The organism is Micromonospora sp. ATCC 39149 (assembly GCF_000158815.1).
Taxonomy (GTDB): domain Bacteria; phylum Actinomycetota; class Actinomycetes; order Mycobacteriales; family Micromonosporaceae; genus Micromonospora.
Window position 1 is genome coordinate 1,877,754 of sequence record NZ_GG657738.1, and the last position, 18,812, is coordinate 1,896,565.

At 69.2% G+C, this 18,812-nt stretch carries 14 protein-coding genes; 11 read left to right on the forward strand and 3 right to left on the reverse strand.

Annotated features, from left to right (window positions below; genetic code table 11):
* Nucleotides 1-2,478, reverse strand: a 2,478-nt coding sequence (locus tag MCAG_RS07655; RefSeq protein ID WP_007072391.1) for a glycoside hydrolase N-terminal domain-containing protein, incomplete at its 3' end; no start/stop codon positions are given.
* Nucleotides 2,479-2,499: 21 nt separating this feature from the next.
* Nucleotides 2,500-3,750 carry a cellulose binding domain-containing protein gene (locus tag MCAG_RS07660; protein WP_036372770.1) on the reverse strand — a complete coding sequence of 417 codons (1,251 nt, stop codon included), beginning with the start codon at nt 3,748-3,750 and terminating at the stop codon, nt 2,500-2,502.
* A 1,198-nt stretch (nt 3,751-4,948) separates the two neighbouring features.
* On the opposite strand from MCAG_RS07660, the gene MCAG_RS07665 reads away from it, so the two are divergent.
* Nucleotides 4,949-5,548 carry a TetR/AcrR family transcriptional regulator gene (locus tag MCAG_RS07665; protein ID WP_036372772.1) on the forward strand — a complete coding sequence of 200 codons (600 nt, stop codon included), beginning with the start codon at nt 4,949-4,951 and terminating at the stop codon, nt 5,546-5,548.
* Nucleotides 5,545-6,453, forward strand: coding sequence for a GNAT family N-acetyltransferase (locus tag MCAG_RS07670; protein WP_007072394.1), 909 nt, complete (start codon nt 5,545-5,547; stop codon nt 6,451-6,453). Before MCAG_RS07665 ends, MCAG_RS07670 begins: the two co-directional genes overlap by 4 nt.
* 42 nt (nt 6,454-6,495) lie before the next feature.
* On the opposite strand, the gene MCAG_RS35890 is transcribed toward MCAG_RS07670, so the two are convergent.
* Nucleotides 6,496-9,387, reverse strand: coding sequence for a helix-turn-helix transcriptional regulator (locus tag MCAG_RS35890; RefSeq protein WP_050777903.1), 2,892 nt, complete (start codon nt 9,385-9,387; stop codon nt 6,496-6,498).
* Between the two features lie 127 nt (nt 9,388-9,514).
* Between MCAG_RS35890 and MCAG_RS33520 the strand changes: the two genes are divergently transcribed.
* The 9 genes from MCAG_RS33520 (at nt 9,515) to MCAG_RS07725 (ending at nt 18,808) form a co-directional block, all read left to right on the forward strand.
* Entirely contained in the window at nt 9,515-10,159 is a 645-nt protein-coding gene (locus MCAG_RS33520; protein WP_198141519.1) for a hypothetical protein, read from the forward strand.
* Nucleotides 10,160-10,306: 147 nt separating this feature from the next.
* A complete protein-coding gene (locus MCAG_RS34550; protein ID WP_036372776.1) occupies nt 10,307-10,555 on the forward strand; it encodes a hypothetical protein in 249 nt (82 codons plus the stop codon).
* Nucleotides 10,552-11,232, forward strand: a complete 681-nt coding sequence (locus tag MCAG_RS35895) for an NAD(P)/FAD-dependent oxidoreductase (RefSeq protein ID WP_007072398.1) — start codon at nt 10,552-10,554, stop codon at nt 11,230-11,232. Before MCAG_RS34550 ends, MCAG_RS35895 begins: the two co-directional genes overlap by 4 nt.
* A gap of 92 nt (nt 11,233-11,324) precedes the next feature.
* Entirely contained in the window at nt 11,325-11,807 is a 483-nt protein-coding gene (locus MCAG_RS07695; RefSeq protein ID WP_198141520.1) for a DUF1772 domain-containing protein, read from the forward strand.
* Between the two features lie 500 nt (nt 11,808-12,307).
* Entirely contained in the window at nt 12,308-13,558 is a 1,251-nt protein-coding gene (locus tag MCAG_RS07700) for an extracellular solute-binding protein (RefSeq protein ID WP_007072400.1), read from the forward strand.
* A gap of 8 nt (nt 13,559-13,566) precedes the next feature.
* A complete protein-coding gene (locus MCAG_RS07705) occupies nt 13,567-14,538 on the forward strand; it encodes a carbohydrate ABC transporter permease (protein ID WP_007072401.1) in 972 nt (323 codons plus the stop codon).
* On the forward strand, nt 14,535-15,353 hold the full coding sequence (locus tag MCAG_RS07710; protein WP_007072402.1) for a carbohydrate ABC transporter permease: 819 nt from the start codon (nt 14,535-14,537) through the stop codon (nt 15,351-15,353). The genes MCAG_RS07705 and MCAG_RS07710 overlap by 4 nt, the downstream gene beginning before the upstream one ends.
* Before the next feature lie 822 nt (nt 15,354-16,175).
* Nucleotides 16,176-17,588, forward strand: coding sequence for an MFS transporter (locus MCAG_RS07720; RefSeq protein ID WP_198141521.1), 1,413 nt, complete (start codon nt 16,176-16,178; stop codon nt 17,586-17,588).
* Nucleotides 17,585-18,808 carry an FAD-dependent monooxygenase gene (locus MCAG_RS07725; RefSeq protein WP_036372780.1) on the forward strand — a complete coding sequence of 408 codons (1,224 nt, stop codon included), beginning with the start codon at nt 17,585-17,587 and terminating at the stop codon, nt 18,806-18,808. The genes MCAG_RS07720 and MCAG_RS07725 overlap by 4 nt, the downstream gene beginning before the upstream one ends.
* Nucleotides 18,809-18,812 lie beyond the last annotated feature (4 nt).

Sequence of the window (18,812 nt, forward strand, 5' to 3'; positions counted from 1 at the left end):
CGTCGGGGTGAGGGTCGGGGTGGGGGTGGGGGTCAGGGTCGGTGACGGCGTCACCCCGGGTCGCGCCGCGCGGTAGGTGTGGCCGGCGCGGACGGCGAACTGGACGACGTCGGTCTCCGGCCGGGTGACGGTCGGCGTGCTGCCGTCGGTGACGTCGACGAGGGTGAAGCTGCCGGTGAGGAGCCGGGCACGCATCTTCAGCGTGCCGTCGCGGTCGGCGCGGACGCTGATCTCGTCGGCCTGGCCGCTGGTCCAGGCAACGCCGACGGTGTATCCGCCCCGACCGCGCAGGCCCGCGACCTGCCCGGTGGGCCACGCGGTCGGCAACGCGGGCAGCACGTGCAGCTCCCCGGTGTGGCTGTGCAGGAGCATCTCGGCGATGCCGGAGGTGGCGCCGAAGTTGCCGTCGATCTGGAACGGTGGGTGCAGGTCGAACATGTTCGGGGCGAGCCGGTCGGTGCGCACCAGGTCCTTCAGGAGCTTGTGGGCGCGGGCGGCGTCCTCCAGGCGGGCCCAGAAGTTGATCTTCCAGGCGAGGGACCAGCCGGTACCGTCGTCGCCGCGCAGTTCCAGCGTCCGGCGCGCGGCCTCGTAGAGCTGCGGGGTGCCGCGCTTGGTGATCTGGTTGCTGGGGTGCAGGCCGTACAGGTGGGAGACGTGCCGGTGGGTCCGCTCGGTCTCGATCCAGTCGGCAAGCCACTCCTGGATGTTGCCGCGTGAGCCGACGCGGCTCGGCGGCAGCCGGTCCTTGGCCGTCCGCACCTGTGACCGGAAGGTGGTGTCCACGCCGAGCGTCTCGCTGGCTCGGGCCGCGGCGTCGAACAGGTCGCGCAGGATCTGGTTGTCCATCGTGGGACCCGCGCAGACGCTGACGTTCGAGTGGTGGGGAAGTTCCGGCGAGTTCGACGGGTTCGTGACCAGGTAGTTGAGCGTCGGATGGACGACCAGGGTGTCGAGGAAGAACTGGGCGGCGCCCTTCAGGGCCGGGTAGTTGGCCTGCAGGAAGCCGACGTCGCCGGTGAACAGGTAGTGCTCCCAGATGAGCGTGGCCAGCCAGGCGCCGCCGGTCTGCCACATGCCCCACAGCGCCCCGTCGACGACCGACGCGCCCCGCCAAGCGTCCGTGTTGTGGTGGGTGACCCAGCCCCCGGCACCGTACTGGGCCTGGGCGACGCGCGCGCCGGTCACCGTCAGGTCCTTGATCATGTCGAAGACCGGCAGGAAGCACTCGGACAGGTTCGTCGTGTCGGCAGGCCAGTAGTTCATCGGCAGGTTGGCGTTGATGGTGTACTTCGAGTCCCAGGACGGTGCCAGGGAGTCGTTCCAGATGCCCTGTAGGTTCGCCGGCTGGGTGCCCGGCCGCGAGGAGGAGATCAGCAGGTACCGCCCGAACTGGAACAGCAGCGCGGAGAACTGTGGATCGTTGGAACTCGCATGCTGCGCGATCCGCACGTCGGTCGGCTGGTCCGCTGCGGCCGTGCGTCCCAGGTTGATGGTCACCCGGTTGAACAGCGCCTGGTAGTCGGCGATGTGGCGGCTGCGCAGCTGGTCGATGCTCACGGTCCGGGCGGCGTTCAGGCGGGTACGCGCGATGCCCTGGTAGTCGCCGTTGACGGTGCGGTAGTTGACGTAGCTGGACGCGATCGAGATCAGCACGGTCACGCTCGTGGCGCCGGATACCCGCAGGGTGCCGCCGGAGCTGCTGACCGTGCCGCCCGTCGCGACGGCGTGGGCCAGGGCGAGGAAACGCACCGAACCGTTGATGCCCTCCATGCTGCCGGAGATGCCGTCGGCGGCGATCGTGTTGGCGTCCGGGCTCGACATGGTTGTGCGTTGCGGGCTGTCGAAGGTGGCGCTGAACGTGATCGAGCTGGCGCGGTCGGCGGTCAGCCGCAGCACGATCACCTGGTCGGGCGCGCTGGCGAACACCTCGCGCTGGTACCGGACGCCGTTGAGCACGTACGTCGTGGTGACGGTGGCCGTGGTGAGGTCGAGCGTCCGGTTGTACTGTGACGCCCCGCTGGCCGAGCCGAAGGCGAGCCGGAGGTTGCCCACGGTCTGGTAGGCGAGCTGACCGCCCGGCGTCCCCATCATCGTCTGGTTGATCAGGTCCTGCGCCGAGGACCACTGGTCGGCGAAGACGCGCCGGCGGATCTCGGCCAGGTTCGCCGCGCCACGGGTGTTGGCGGAGTCGTACGGGCCGCCGGCCCAGACGGTGTCCTCGTTGAGTTGCAGCCGTTCGGTGTCGACGTTGCCGAACACCATGGCACCGAGACGCCCGTTGCCGATCGGCAACGCGCGGAGCCAGTCGGTGCCCGCCCCCTCGTCGTACCACAGCGCCATGTCGCCGGCGGCCAGCACCTGCGGCGGCGCCACCGAGCCGGCCCGGGCGGCGGCGGTCCACGCGGCCGGCAGCAGCGCGGCCCCGGCTCCCACCGCCCCGGCCTTGAGCACGTTCCTTCGTGTCACTTCAGACATGATCTCTCCCAATCACGCGGGTCAGAGGCTGACGCAGCTGAGCGACGGTGTCGTCGGCGTACCGCCGGCGACGAACCCGAACGTCGTGGACGTGCCGGCGGGCAGGTTGCCGTTCCAGATCTCGTTGGAGACGTTCTGGGTGCTGCCGGCGGGGGCGTTGCGACCGCCCCAGATCTGGGTGATGGTCTGCCCGTTGGCGAGCGTCCAGCTCACCCGCCACCCGCTGATGGCGGAGGTGCCGGCGGTCACCTTGACCTCGGCCTGGAAGCCGCCCGACCACTGACCCACGGTCTGGTACGTGGCGGCGCAGCCGTCCGGTGCCGGGGTGGTCGGCGGGGTGGTCGGCGGGGTGCCGGCGAACTGGGTGAAGAACCGCCACACCTCGCCCGGGACCCAGGTCCGCGAGCCGCTGTCGCCGCTGGCGCCGTCCTGCGGAGCGGCGATGTGACCACCGTCGAACGCCGCCCACACCACCGGGTAGCCGGACCGGCAGCCGGAGTAGCTGAAGACCGTGTGCGTCAGGCTGCCCGCCCTCGGCTCCGGCGGGCTCGCGGCCGTGCAGCCGTTGTTGCGGACGAAGCGGTCGCGCAGCGATCGTCCAGTGGCGATGTTGTCGCCGATGCCGTGCACCCCGAGGTACGCGAACGGCTGGGTGCCGCCGCTGCATCCGCTGAGCGTGCCGGGGGAGGATTGGACCGCGACCGCCCGGAAGACGTTCGGCCGGGCGCAGGCCAGTGCGTAGCTCATGGCGCCGCCGTAGCTGAAGCCGATGGAGAACCGCTGCGTCGTGTCGACACACAGGCCGCTCTCGATCCGGCGGAGCATGTCGTCGACGAACGTGAGGTCCTCGCCGCCGGAGTTGGCCCAGCCGTTGTCGATGCCCTGCGGGGCCACGAAGATCGTGCTGTTGTTCGCCAGCCGTAGTAGGCCGTAGTAGGCCCACACGTCCCGCTGCACCGTCTGGCCCGTCGCGACGTCAACGGCGGTGCCGCCCCACCAGTGGAACCCGAAGACCAGCCGGTACGGCCGGTTGGCGTCGTAGCCGTCGGGGACCCGCAGGATAAACGTCCGGTTCTTGCCGTTGCTCTGGATCGTGTGCGTCCCGCTGGCCAGCGTCGGGGCCTTACCGCAGCCGGCCGTCGCCGCCGCCGTGCCCACCTGCGCGGCCTGGGCGGGGCCCCCGAGGCCGCCACCGACCATCGCGGCACCCATGCCGAGGGCCAGCAGCGTCGCGACCGCGACGGATGCGAACCGGGATCTGTGTCGTGACATCACGTGTCTCCTCATGCCGGGAGGCGGGTGAGTGATGGTGTGGACGGTGCTCAGGACGTGATGCGGAAGGTGGCGTCCTGCCGGTCGCTCGCGCTCGCCCTCGCGCCGAGCGGGTCGATCCGCAGCAGGTAGCCCGCACGAAGTAGTCCGGGAGGTTCGACGACCTGAGCCGCACCCAGTTCGGCTTGCCCCAGTGAAAGACCAGACCGCTGTACTCGGCGTCGCTGGTCCCAGACATCGAGCCGCGCTTGGCGTTCAGCGGCGGGGTGTAGTCACGCTGGTCGAGTGCCGTCCACGAGTTGCCGCCGATGTTCGAGGTGGACCAGATGTAGTGGCGAGCGCACCCGACGCGGCCACAGCCTTGATGTGGCCTTCGACTGATCGCCACGATACTGAGCCCTTCTGACGTCACGCTTGTTGCACGGGCTGGTCGAAACGGTGGAGTTCCTGGGCGGACGGGCCCGGCGTCAGGGGCAGGGCGAAGGAGGCCGCCACCGTCGTTCGGGCCCCGGTTCTGGTGGGGAACGCAGCCGACAGGGTTCGACGGCGCCGGCCGTCACCGGCGGGGCACGCCCTGCGCGATGATCAGATCAGCGGCGAGGAACGTCGCTGTTAGCGTTAACAGGTGCCGCCCGCGCACCCTGTCATCGGCATACGTCGATGCCTGTGGCGTCCGAGCTCCCGACGGTGCGCCACTGTCGCCCACATGGACTCTCATGGATGGATGCATCGCCCGTCAAGATGTGACGATAAGGTTTCGCAAGTTTCTCGTTTCGACACCGGCCCGGCCGACACTTTCGGAGCAACCTACTCGGGGGCGACGTTCGAGCCCTCGGCAGCCGGCGGCGCGCCACGACCAGGCACCGCGAAGCGGTGGGTCAACCAGCCCGAACGCGCTCCCGGGGTCGGCGGGACGCACATTCCGCCGCCCGGCCCGCCCAGGACCAAGGCGGCGGCCCTCGAGCCCGACGGGGACTCTCGGTAGCGCGCAAGCCGAAACATTATCGCAACCATTTTCGCCGCGCGGCGCCCGCGACCGTGTGGTCCGGACCCGCTACCCCCGGATTTGCCCAGCTCGCAGGCGAGTGGGTGCTCGATGCGCGACTTGCCCGACCAGTGGGCCAGCTCACTTCCCAGGGCAAGAACGGCGAGTTAACATAACACTCGTTGCGCAACAGTGGTTATGCAAAGGGGTCGGATGCCGAAGCAGGTAGACCACGAAGAACGACGGGAGACGATCTCGCAGGCCGTCTGGCAGGTCGTCTCGGACAGCGGTCTCGAGGGCCTGACGCTGCGTGCGGTCGCAGCCGCCGCGGGCTGCACCACGGGCATGGTCACCCACTACTTCTCCGGGAAGAAGATGCTGCTCGCCCATGCCCGTACCGAGATGCACCGCCGGATGGCGGCCCGTATCGACACACTGCCCGCTGCCGCCAGCGCCCGCGACACCCTCTACGCCGTCGCCGAGCAGGCACTGCCACTGGACAGCGAACGACACCTGGAAGCCGTTGTCTGGTCCCAGTTCCTGCTCACCACCCGCCACGACCCTGCTCTGCTCGCCGAGCACACCCGCAGCCACGCCTCTTGGATCCGTCGCCTGACCGGCCTGGTGCGCGCCGCCTGCCCGGCTGTTACTGAACCGGAGCTCCTCGACGACCGGGTGCGCAGCCTGGTCGCCTGCCTGGACGGTCTCGCCCTCAATGCCGTGACCGACCCGGACGCCTATCCGCCCGACCTGCAGCGGCGCGTGCTGCAGACCCAGCTCGACCTGATCGTCGAAAGGAACCACAGCAAGTGACCACCTCCGCCCCGGCCATCACCGCCGTCGCGGCCGACGACCCGAGGATCCTCCGGCTCATCCGGGACCTCGACGCCGACCTCACCGCCCGCTATCCCGACGAGCCCTGCACCGGCGGCGCCCACATCCACCCCGCGATACGCTTCCTGCTCGCCGAGGCGGACGGCCGACCGGTCGGCTGCTGCGCCGTACAGCCTTTCCCGACACCGGACACGGCGGCCGAACTCAAGCGCATGTACGTCGCCCCCGAGGCACGGGGCCGAGGCGTCGCCGCCCGACTGCTGGCCGAGGCGGAGCGCACCGCCGCCAGCTTCGGCCACACCGAGATGCGCCTGGAGACGGCCGTCCACCAGCCCGAGGCCATCGCGCTGTACACCCGGGCCGGCTACCTGCCAATCCCCAACTACCCGCCATACCAGCACAAGTCGCTCAGCCGCTGCTACGCGAAGCCCCTGCCGCTGCCCGCGGCCCGATCGGCGGACAGGGAGGAACTCACGGCCTTCCTCACGGGCCAGGGGCTCTCGCCCCAGGACGTCCTCGCGCCCGGCACCCGGTACTGGCTCATTAGGGATGCGGCCGGCCCAGCCGTGGCTGCGGGCCTGGAGCGGCAGGGTCACTGCGTGCTGCTGCGCAGCGTCGCCGTCCGGCCCGATCTTCGGGGATGCGGAGCCGCACGGCGGCTGGTCGAGCACGTCCTCGCGGAAGCGGCTGCGCAGGAAGGACGTACGGCATACGTGTTCTCCACGAGCGCCGGGGCTTTCTGGGAGCGGCTCGGGTTCCGGCCGGTGCCGGTCGCCGAAGCCGCCGAGGTCATGCCCGATGCGCCACAGGTCCGTCGATACCGCGAGACAGGAGCACTGGCCGACGAGGCCGCATGGCGCCGTGACCTCGCCGACGCACTCTGATCAGTCGCCTCGCTCTTTCGTCACTCCTTTCCTGGTCCTGCCCTATTCCTCAAGGAGGTGTAGGCGGTGGGCGGTGGCGCTGGCCTCGCCCCGGCTGTTGACGCCGAGTTTGGCCAGGATGTTGGAGACGTGCACGCTGGCGGTCTTCGCACTGATGAACAGTTGCTCACCGATCTGGCGGTTGGACCGGCCCGCTGCGACGAGATGGAGCACCTCGATTTCGCGATCCGTCAGCCCGCGGCGTTCGAGTTCTCCGGTACGGGCGCGCGGTTCGGCCTGTGCGCCGAACGGAAGATTGCTGCTACGGGCGAGTAGACGGACCTGTTCGGACAGTGACTCGGCGCCGAGGCGGTCGGCTTGTTCAGCGGCCGCCAGAATCCATCGCCGTGCGGTGGGACGGTCGCCAACGCCGAGGGCTGCTTCCGCGGCGCGCAGCCGTGCGCGGGCGGCGGGGTAGGGGCTGCCGACTGCGTCCCATGCCTCGACCACATCGGGCCAGGAAATGGCCGGTTCTCCGGTCTCTGCCGCGAACTCGGTGGCATAGGCCCGAAACAGCGGGGTGTGAGTGGGGAGATGGGCCGCGACGGCCCGCAGTGCGTCGACCGCACCATCGCCGGTGGCGGAGCGGGACCGAACTCGGGCTCGAATCCGAGCGTGCGTTTCGATCCGGCCGCCGATCGTGACCAGTGGCCAGGCGTACAGAGCGAGACTGGTGCCGGTTACGGCGGGCAGCGCCGCGGCGACGGTTGCTTGCGCGGCACTGATCCGGTTCTCGGCAAGCGCGATCTCGGCTTCGAGCCGGGTCACCGCCAGGGCTGTCGGGCCGGGATGGGACACCGGGCCCAGCAGGGTACGGGCGAGGGACAGTTGTTCGCGTGCGGTTTCGATCTCGCCGCGGGCGAAGGCAATCTCGGCACGCAGGGCGTACAGCGCAGCGCTGAACACATTGGGTGGGTCCATGTCGAGGGCTGTCGCACTGGTCGATTCGGCCTCGTCCCACCGGCCGACGGCGGTGAGCGCGGCGCAGAGATGGGCGGCGAGCAGCGCCCCGAGGGTTCGGCTGACGCCTGACCCGTACGCCGCGTCAAGACCGGCGTGCGCGGCGTCGATCATGGCTGGATAGTGCCCGAGGTTGGCCAGGGCCTCGGCGATGTTGAGTTGCGCCCTCGCCACCTGCACCAGATCGTTGTGTTCGTTGGCCCGGTCTCTCACCGCCTGCAGGGTCGCCAGGCTCTCGTCGTAGGCGCCGAGTTGGCACAGCACCCAGCCCAGCGTCGTACGGGCGTTGGCCGTCACCTTGACGTCGCCCAGGTCGGCGGCGAGTTGGGCCGCCTCCTCAGCGGCGTCCCGGGCCCGGCCGGGATGCCCGCGAAGCGCGAACACCGCAGAGACGAGATCGAGCACGCCCGCGCGAATGTGCGCAGGTGCGGCAGGCAGCAGCCGAACTGCTTCCTCCACCGACGTGAGCGCGCCATCGCGGTCGAGATTGTGCAATGTCATACCGCGATGGGCGAGCAGCTTCGCGGCCCGGCCGGGCTCCCGCGCCTGGTCGATCTCGGCGAGTGCCCGGTCGATCAGGCCGAGCGCGCGAACATCCTCGCCAGCCCAGGTCGCCGCGCCGACAGCCGCCTCGAACAGGTCGAGCCGGTTGTGCCCGGACAGCTGTTCTGCACCCGGTACACGCGGCCACAGGTCCAGCGTGCGCTCGATGATATGGGCTTGCTCGGCGCGGGCGTGCATGTTTCCGGCGACCTCCGCGGACCGTACCAGCGCGGGCAACGCTTTTCGGTCCTCGCCCGCGCCGTGCCAGTGGTGGGCGATCTGCGCGGCGAGCCGATCCGCCGGCACCGTGCTGGGATCAGCCTCGATCGCTTCGGCATACCGGCGGTGCATCCGTGCCCGCTCCGCGGGCAGGAGATCCGCGGCGGTTAGCTCACGCAGCAACCCGTGCCGGAACTCGTATCCCTCCTCGGTAGCGACCAGCACCTGCCCGGCCGTGGCGGCCCGCAACGCGTCCAGCAGCCGTGTCTCGTCCAGGCCCGCAGTGGCGGCGAGCAGGCGGTGGGGGACTTCGCGCCCACCGACGGCGGCCAGCCGCACGATGCGCAGCGCGGAGGGGGGAAGCTGTTCGACGCGGTGCAGCAGCAGGTCGCGGAGGGAGTCCGGGACGTCACCGACCCCATCGACCAGGGCCAGTTCCTCGGCGAACAGGGCGTTGCCACCCGACCGGCGGTATACCTCGTCGACCAGCGGCCGGGCGGCCGGAGCGGCGCGCCGCCCGGCAACCAGTTCGGCGATCTCGGCCCTGGAGAACCTTGCCAGCTCGCTGCGGCGTACTCCGCGCAGGCGCTCCAGCTCGGCGAGGAAGGGGCGCAGCGGGTGGAGGTGGTCCAGATCGTCTGTGCGATAAGCCATGATCGTCAGAACGCGCGCGGCTCGCATGGTACGGGCCAGATACCCCAGCAGATCGCGAGTTGAGCGATCGGCCCACTGCAGGTCGTCGATGACGAGCAGTACGGGGCGCTCGGCGCCGAGCCGCCGCAGCAGAGCGGCGAACAGGTCGAACATCTGCGCCTGGCTGCTTGGGGCCGGTGCCGGTGTGCCCAGCTCCGGAAGCAGCCCCAGCAGGGCGTCGGCGCCCGGCAGCAGAGCCGGCAACGCCGCTTCGCCCATCTCGTGGACCAGGTCGCGCAGTACGGCGGTAACCGGCGCGAGCGGAAAGCCCTCCACTCCCAGCTCGACGCAGGCGCTGGACAGGACCCGCATCCCGGACTCCGCCGACCGGTCGGCGACGTGCCGCATCAGGCGCGTCTTGCCGACCCCGACCTCGCCGCCGAACACCACGAACTGTGGCTCTCCGGTGTGCGCGAGCCGCACCGCCTCGTCGACCGAAGCCAACTGATCCCGCCGGCCCACGAACACCTTCAACCCCACTTGATCGAGGGTACGCACGTCCTGGAGGCGGAATCTAAGGCGGCGGCTAGGGCAGTTGCCCGAGGCGCGGAACCTCTGGTCCCGGGAGGCTCGGTCTATCCAACGCATGCCCTCCTGGAGGCCGATCATGAGCGTCGTCGCGACATCAGCGGGAGTCCGCGACCCGCACGTCGTCGTGCCCTTCGCCGACGGGACGCCCGAGGTGGCGAGGCTCAGCTTCGACAGCGGCCTGGCCCAGCTTGGCCTGCGCGTGGACGAGCAGTTGACCGGACTGATGGCGGCGGACTTCGCACACCCGCTGCCGCTGGTCTGGGCGGCCGGCCACAACGTCCACGTCGAGTACCCGGTGGGCTCAGGGTTGCTGCGCCACATGGGCCCCAACACCGTACGCCTGAGCCCAGCAGTGCCGTGGGCGTTCGATGTGCACGGCGGCGCCGAACACCTCGACGCCGACCTCACCGGCCTCGATGTGCGTTCGGTCGCGTTCCACTGCGGCGCGACTCACCTGCGGCTCAGCCTGGGCCATCCAACGGTATCGACCACGCTCCGCCTCACCTCCGTGAGGGATCTTCGCGTCGACCGACCCGCCGACGTACCGGTGCGGCTGGAGATCGGCAAGGGCGCCACCAAGGTGATGCTCGACGACCGGTGGTTCGGCGCGGCCGGCGGTGGGCTGATCGAACAGTCGTCCCGGCCGCACACCGGCGACCGCTGGTACCAGGTGATCGTGTCCGGCAGCGCCGACACCGTGACGATCGGCGCGGTCGCCTGATGGGGTCGCGGCGCATCACCCGCGGGTCGCTGTTGAAGATGGGACTCATCGGCGTACCGGCCGCCACCGCTTCACTCGGTGGCGGGGACGAATCCGGCCGCCGGATGTCCGACCTCCGGACGACCGACGAGCCTGCACCGGCACGGTATGCATCTGCCCGCAGCGATGAACGGTGGGCCGCACCAGCAGACCGCGCGGCACGTCTACCTCGGCATGGCCGGCCCGTTCATCGTCGACGACCCGACACGCAGCCGGGGCATCCTCGGGGACACGATCTGCGTCGATGGGGCGCCCACGTCGGAGGACCGGGAACTGATGGGCCAGTTCGTCGTCGTCGAGCCCGGCCAAGTCGCCCGGAAGACCCCACCACAGTCGTTGAGGAAGAGGTCATCGTGAGAAAGGCATTGATTATCGGCGGTGGTATCGGCGGCACGGCCACCTCCCGGACGGCACCGTCAGCGTCTGCGTACGGCGCGGCGCACTCCAGAAGGCTCTACCTGGTACGGGAGTCCGGCGAGACCTGCTGGTTCGCCAACCTGCACCGCTCCGACGAACCCACCCGCAAGGAACTGGCTGCCATCCCGACGGCGCAGTGGCAGCGCCAACTGCGTGACCTGTTCGCCGATGACCTACCGGTCATCAACGAGATAGTCACCGACAGCGTCGGGGACGTCGGCGCTCACCTGGTCTACGACATCCCCACCAGCCCCGTGTGGCACCGCGGCCCGGCCTTGCTCATCGGCGACGCGGTACACGCCACCTCACCGTCGGCCGGCCAAGGCGTTTCCATGGCCGTCGAGGACGCCGTCATCCTGGCCAGATGTCTGCGCGACGCGCCGGACACCAACGCCGCCTCCACCGCCTACGAACAGTTGCGCAGGCCCAGGGTGGAAAGGGTCGTCGCCTATTCCAAGACCCTCTCCAACAGCAAGACCGCCGGCCCCGTGGCGCGGGTCCTCCGCGACCTCATGATGCCCATCGCCCTGAAACTCTTCGCCGGCCCGAAGTCTCACTCCTGGATGTACACCCACCACATCGACTGGAACGAAAAAGTCGCGATGCACGTGGCCTGAGGCCGATATCGAAATTGTCAGAACAAGAGACAGGTGCACGTTAGATGCCGTCGAATATGTCCCGTAGTTCCGCCTCGCCGATGCCCGGCCGGGTGGCATCCGTCCTGCTCTGGCTCCTGGTCGTCTTCGTAGGAGTTCAGTTCGGCGCCGGCTTGTACGAGAAGATCGTCGTCGTGCCGCTCTGGGACAGCGTGCCGCCGCGCGATGTCCTCGCCGCCATGGAACGGTCGGGCATGTACAACGCCGGCCGTGTTTTCTGGCCGTTCGTATCACCGGTCGTCGCACTGCTTGCCGTCGCGAACATCGTGGCGTGGCGCGGCAACCGGGCCAACCGGCACTGGGTGCTGGGTGCTGGCATCATCATGCTGGGATACGCCATTTTCAGCTACAGTTACTTCGTTCCCCAGATGCTCATGTTGCAGAGCTCCGCCGGTTCCTGGCCAGAATCGAAAATCTCCGCGACAGTCCAGTGGTGGACCAGCTTGAACTACCTCCGCATGCTCCTCGGGGCAGCAGGCTGGTCCTGCGCGCTCCGGGCGCTGTCGCTGGCGGCCGCCGCCAACGGCCGCGGATAGCTGCGCGGGGGAAGGCAACAGCGGGCCACCCCGCTGCGCCCGTCGGTCGACTCGGCGCAGTTCCCCGCCAGCTCCTCGGCCGGCTCGGGCTCCCCGAGGATCCGCTCCCGGCCCACCGCCCGCCCCAACTCCACCGCCTGCGGGGCCGGCAACGGGCCCACGTCGAGCAGGCGGGCACCGTCGGACCACAGCCCGGTCAGGCGGTTTCGCGCAGCGGCCGGCCCGACCTGCATCCGGCCCTCAACGCATGGAGAACCGATTCGACCCGACGCCAGGTTCGGCAGATGCGTCGACCTGGTAAACGCCGGGTTGCTGAGATGTTTCCTCACGGATTAACGAAGGTCCCGCGAACCCCTTGACCACCGCTCCGGACTGACCTACGTTCTGGCGAACCGATTCGGCGAATCGATTCGACGATCTACCCACCAGCGTGCCCCGCTGCCCGCGAGCCGGCGGTCAGCTCGGGCACCCTCCGGCTGAACAGGTAAAGGGGATCATTCGTGAAGACCTTTGGAACAGGCCAGCGCGTCTTCGGGGTGGCGCTGGCGGCCCTGATCGCGGCCAGCGGCACCGTCGCGTGCTCGTCGTCGGAGGAAACCTCGGGCGACGCCGCCGGCTCGTACGCCATCTGGGACCCGTACCCGCAGTTCGACGGCGGCTCGGACTGGGTCAAGCTGCTCACCAAGTGCGGCACCGATGCCGGGGTGACGGTCACCCGGACCGGCTACGACACCACCGACCTGACGAACAAGGCGCTGCTCGCGGCGCAGCAGGGCAACTCGCCCGACGTGCTCATCGTGGACAACCCGGTCGTGTCCACGCTCGCCGAGGCCGGCGTCCTGACCACCACCGAGGAGAACAAGCTCGACACGTCCGCGATGTCGGCGAACCTGCTCGGCGCCGGCCAGAGCGGCGGCAAGACGTACGGGGTGCCGATCGGTGCCAACACCCTGGCCCTGTACTACAACAGGGCGGTGCTGACCGCCGCCGGCGTCGACCCGGCCTCGGTCACCGACTGGGCCACGCTGAACGCCGCCCTGGCGAAGGTGGCCGCCGCCGGCAAGAAGGGCATCACCTTCTCCGCCATCGGCACCGAGGAGGGCAGCTTCCAGTTCCTGCCGTGGTTCTGGGGCAGCGGCGCACGGCTGACCACGCTCGACTCCCCCGAGGCCGTCGCGGCGGTGTCCCTGTGGACCGACTGGCTGAAGAAGGGCCACGCTCCGAACTCGGTCATCAACAACACCCAGACGACGAGCTGGCAGGAGTTCGCCAGCGGCGAGTACGCCTTCGCCGAGAACGGCACCTGGCAGCTCGGCAACGCCAAGAAGCTCGGCTTCGAGTACGGCATCATCGCTATCCCGGCCACGGCCGGCGGCCCGGCCCCCGCGCCGACCGGCGGAGAGTTCGTCACCATCCCCGCGCAGAAGCAGGCCGACCGGTACGCCACCTCGCAGAAGCTGGTCGCCTGCCTGACCAGCGACGACAACCTGCTGGCCACCGACACGACGCTGTCCTACATCGCGCCCACCCCAGAGGCGCAGGCCAAGCAGGTGGCCGCGAACCCGGAGCTGAAGGTGTGGGTCGAGGCGGTCGGCGCGGCCAAGGGCCGCACCGGCGACGACCTCGGCACGAAGTACCCGAAGATCTCCGAGCAGCTGTGGAAGGCCGTCCAGGCGGCGCTGAGCGGGTCGAAGACGCCGCAGGCCGCGATGACCGAGGCACAGTCGGCTGCCGCCGCGGCGACGAAGTAGCCGCACGGATGAGCGCCACCACGCGATCGCCCCGTGACCGGGCGGCACCAGCGCCCGCCCGGTCACGGGCCCACCCGGCCCGCCGGCTGGCGCGCGGCGACACGGGGCGCTGGGCGGCCTGGGCCTTCCTGCTTCCGTTGCTGGCCTACCTGCTCGCCTTCTACGCGTACCCGCTCTACCGCAACCTGGACCTCAGCCTGCGCGACTACACGGTGCGCTCGTTCGTGCGCGGCGACGCGCCCTTCATCGGCCTGGCGAACTACCGCGAGGTGGCCGACAACCCGACGTTCGTGCCGGCGGTGACGCACACCCTCGTGTTCACCGCTGCCTCGCTGGTGCTCCAGTTCGGCATCGGCATGGCGCTGGCGGTCTTCTTCCACCAGCATTTCCGGCTGTCCGCCACGCTCCGGGCGCTCTTCCTCGTGCCGTGGCTGCTGCCGCTGATCGTGTCGTCGTCCACCTGGTCCTGGATGCTCAACAGCGAGGCCGGCGTGGTGAACACGTTCCTCGGGGCGCTGGGGCTCGCCCCGGTCAACTGGCTCACCTCGCCGAACTGGTCGCTCGCCTCGGTGATCATCGCCAACGTGTGGATCGGCATCCCGTTCAACCTCGTGCTGCTCTACAGCGGCTTACAGGGCATCTCGCCGCAGGTCTACGAGGCCGCCGCATTGGACGGGGCCACCGGGTGGAAGCGGTTCTGGCGCCTGACGTTCCCGCTGCTGCGCCCGGTCTCCGCTATCACCCTGCTGCTCGGCCTGGTCTACACGCTCAAAGTCTTCGACATCATCTGGATCATGACGCGGGGCGGCCCGGCCGACTCCTCCACCACCCTCGCCACCTGGTCGTACCAGCTCGGGTTCGGCAGCCTGCTGCCGCAGTTCGGGCCGGGTGCCGCGGTGGGCAACCTGCTCATCGTGGCGGCCCTGGCGTTCGGGCTGGTCTACATCCGCGTCCAGCGCCGGCAGGGAGGCACGGAATGAGACGGGCCACAACGTGGTGGAAGACCGGCATCGGCCTGACGCTGACGGCCCTGATGCTGTTCCCGGTCTACTGGATGGTCAACGTCTCGTTCACCCGGGACGAGGACATGCGCAAGTCCCCGCCGGACCTGCTGCCGCTGCACGGCACGCTCGACGGGTACCGCGCCGTCCTCGACCAGCAACTGCCCTACCTCGGGACCAGCCTGCTCGTCGGGTTCGGAACGGTCGCCCTCACGCTGGTCATCGCCGCACCGGCCGGCTACTCCCTGGCCAGGCTGCGTCCCGCTGGCGGCGCGGCGGTGAGCTTCGTGCTCCTCGTCGCCCAGATGATCCCGGGGATCATCATGGCGATGGGCTTCTACGCCATCTACCTCAACCTGGGGGTGCTCAACACCCTGCCGGGGCTGATCGTCGCCGATGCCACGATCGCCGTGCCGTTCGGGGTGCTGATCTTCCAGGCGTTCATGTCCGGCATCCCTGAGGAGATCACTCAGGCGGCGCGGGTGGACGGCGCCGGTCCGCTGCGAACCTTCTGGTCGATCATCATGCCGGTCAGCCGCAACGCCAGCGTCACGGTCGCCCTGTTCGCCTTCCTCTGGGCATGGTCGGACTTCGTCTTCGCGTCCACGCTCAACGGCGGTGGCGCGCTGCGGCCGATCACCCTCGGCATCTACCAGTACATCGGCAACAACAACCAGCAGTGGAACGCCATCATGGCCACCGCGGTCGTGGCGTCGGTCCCCGCAGCCGTGCTGCTGGTCGTCGCCCAGCGCTACATCGCCGCCGGCGTCACCACCGGCGCGGTGAAGGACTGACCCAATTGCATCCGGCGAAAACGGCGTGCGGCGCGGGCAGGACCCGCTTGCGCCAGAACGCCGGGCCGGTCCGCACCTCCTCGCTCTCGTCACGAGCGAGCCGCCTCGCCGGCCACCGGTAACAGCCGTCCGGGACGCTGCCGCCGGGCTTCCATGTCGGCCAGGACACTGTCGGCTACCTCGTTTATCAACTCCCGGGACACGTCCGCGTCGTACACGTCCGCCAGGTGCGCGGCGATCTCCCGCTCGTCAGCCCTTTCGCGTACCGCGACAGGATCGCCCCGTCGAAACCCATCGAGGCCGGGACGTGCCTGGGCACGATCCGCGGAGCGACGAGACCGCCATCGCGGCGTCCCTGCAGCCGTGGCCGCGGTCCACGAGAGGCCGCTCGCGCAGGCGCTCCTGCCGCCCATCAAGTTATTTGGTCCCCACCTGCAGCGCGGCCAGACAGAGATGTCGGCTTGCTGCGGGGCTGGTCCAGGCCGCTGAACTCCAGGTCAGGTCTCCAGGCCCACGCCTGCCTCCGGTGCGTAGGCACTAGGACAACGCGAGTGGCTCGTTCAGGTGCACCAGGCAGAGACGGTGGCGGGAGACGATGCCCTGTGGGGCGCCGGACGGAAGTGTTGGAGGCGTGAACTTTCCGCTTCCTTGCCCGGCGGTGTCTCAAGTGATCAACAGGTGGCGAGTCGCCGAAGATGCGCGACCTGATCGAGCCGGATGCAGCGGTGCCGCCGCTGGGCCTAGGCCGGCACGGAGCCGGTCATGACGAGCACGGGTGCAGGTCCACGCACCTGCTCGCAACCAAGAATGAAAGGAACTTCCGTGTCCACAGCTGTGGTTTCCCCGGCGCGTACGGTTTCCCCGGTCCGTCTCGGGAGGCGGTCCGTCGGTGCCCTCGGCATCCTGGCACTCGCCCTCGGCACCCTGCAGTCGGTGGTGGAGCCTGCGCTCCCGCTGCTGCAACGTGAGCTGGGGGTAAGCCCTGCCGAAGGGGCATTGGTCACCACCGCGCTCCTCGTCACCGGCGCGGTGCTCACACCTGTGGCCGGCAAACTCGGCGACCGCTACGGCGGAAAGCGGGTGCTGCTCTGGCTGATGGCCGTGGTCTCGGCGGGTGGTCTGTTGGCCGGCCTGGCGCCGAACCTGCCGGTGTTGCTGCTCGGTCAGGTCTTGCAGGGTGTCATGGTGGGTGCGCTGCCGCTCTCCTTCATCCTGGTGCGCAAACATCTCTCGAAAGGTGAGTCGCAGGCGGCCATCGGGGTGGTTCTCGCACTGTTCACGGGCGGCGGCATCATCGGGATGTTGGTTGCCGGGCCGATCGCGCACGGACTGTCCTGGCAGTGGATCTTCGTACTACCGACGATCGCGATCATCGCGGCGACGGTGGCCGTGGCTCGTTTGATGCCGCACGACCCGCCGATACCGTCGGACGACAGGATCGACTGGCCTGGCGTGGCCCTGCTGAGCGGCACGCTGCTCGCGCTCATGGTCGGGTTTGTGACGGTGACCAGCGGCGATCTGCCGCCACTCGCGGTCGTTTCCATCGTGGTGATCGTGGCCGCCCTCGCAACCGGATGGGTGGTCGTCGAGCGCCGGGCAGCCTCGCCGATGGTCGATCTGCAGATGCTGGCGAAGCCGGACATGCGGAATGCGATCGTGCTCACCTTCGTCATGTCCATCACCTTCGGAATGGTGGTCATCCTGATCCCGCAGATGTTCGCGGTGTCGGCCGACGGGTACGGCTTCGGACTCAACACCACCGAAATCGGACTGCTCCTGCTGCCCGGCGCCATCGCCGGAGCGGTGAGCGATTCGATCGGCGGATTCGCGGCGCGGCGTTTCGGTCCGCGTGCGGTGGTCATCGTGGCAATCGGCGTCACGACGGTCGCGATGATCGCCCTGGCGGCGCTGCACGACGCCGCCTGGCAGCCCGCTGTCGCGAAGGTGCTTACCGCGTTCGCTGCGGGTGCCGGCACCACGGCGTTGCTCGCCAGCACCGCCTCTGCCATGAAAGCCAAGGACACCGGCATCGCCACCAGCCTGCTCGTGGTGACCCGCCTGTTCGGCGTCATCGTGGGCGCCCAGGTCGGCGGCACGATTCTCGCCGCGGGGGCCGACCCGAGGACCGGTCTGCCGACCGAATCGGCCTTCGTCACAGGGCTCCTCATCGCCGGCCTCGTCACCGCATTGTCACTGATCGTTTTCCGCATCACCAAGAACGGGGCCCGGACATGACACCTGAATGTTTGTCACCGAACGTAAGTACTACCGCGAAGCGCACAGTTCTGATCTCGGGGGCCAGTGTTTCCGGACCCGCGCTGGCGTACTGGCTGCACCGGTCCGGATTCGTGGTCACGGTGGTGGAGAAGGCAGGCGCACCGCGCGACGGTGGTTACCCGATCGACGTCCGCGGCACAGCGATAGAGGTCGTGCGGCGGATGGGGATACTGCCGCGACTGCGCGAAGCACACATCGACATGCGGCGCTGCACCTTTCTCAACGTCGACGGCAGCGAGTTGGCCTCGGTCACCCCGCATGCCGTCGCCGGAAGTGTCGAGGGGCAGGACCTCGAGGTACGTCGTGGAGATCTCACCGCGAACCTCTACGCGGTGGTTCGCGACGACGTCGAGTTCCTGTTCGGCAACTCCATCGACACCCTCGACCAGTCCGAACACGGGGTCGACGTGACTTTCCGCGACGGGCAACAGCGCACGTTCGACCTGGTGGTCGGGGCCGACGGCATGCACTCACATACCCGGCAGTCCCTGTTCGGTCCCGAAGAGCAGTTTCACCGCTACCTCGGCTACGGCTTCGCCATCTTCACCATGCCGAACACCTTCGGGCTCTCCCACGAGCTCATGTTGTGGAACACCCCTGGGAGAGCCGCGGCCCTCTACGCCGTCGGGGACAACGACGAGCTGCACGCCTTCCTGAACTTCCACCGACCTGAACCACCGTTGGAGGTCCTGCAGAACCCCGACGCCCAGCGGGATCTGGTCGCCACAATCTTCGCGAACGCAGGGTGGGAGGTGCCTGGCATCGTCAAGGCCATGCGCGACGCCGACGACCTGTTCTTTGACACGGCCGGTCAGATCCGTATGCCGCACTGGTCCAGCGGTCGCGTCGTGCTCGTCGGCGACGCCGCGTACGCGCCGTCGTTCCTTACCGGACAGGGCTCGAGCCTTGCGCTCGTCGGTGCCTACATCCTCGCCAACGCCCTGGCCACAAATGGCGACCACACCGCGGCTTTCGCCGCCTACGAACGCGACCTTCGCCAATTCGTGGACATGAATCAGGCGTTGGTCGACAACGGGGCGGCCATGCTCTTCCCCACCACGGCGCGCACCCTGGAGCAACGCAACGCCAGGCTGCGCGACCTCGCCGCCATACCCTCCGTGACAGCACGACCGGCCCACTCAGCCCTTGTGCTGCCCGAACCTACTTCGATGCCGTGAGGTG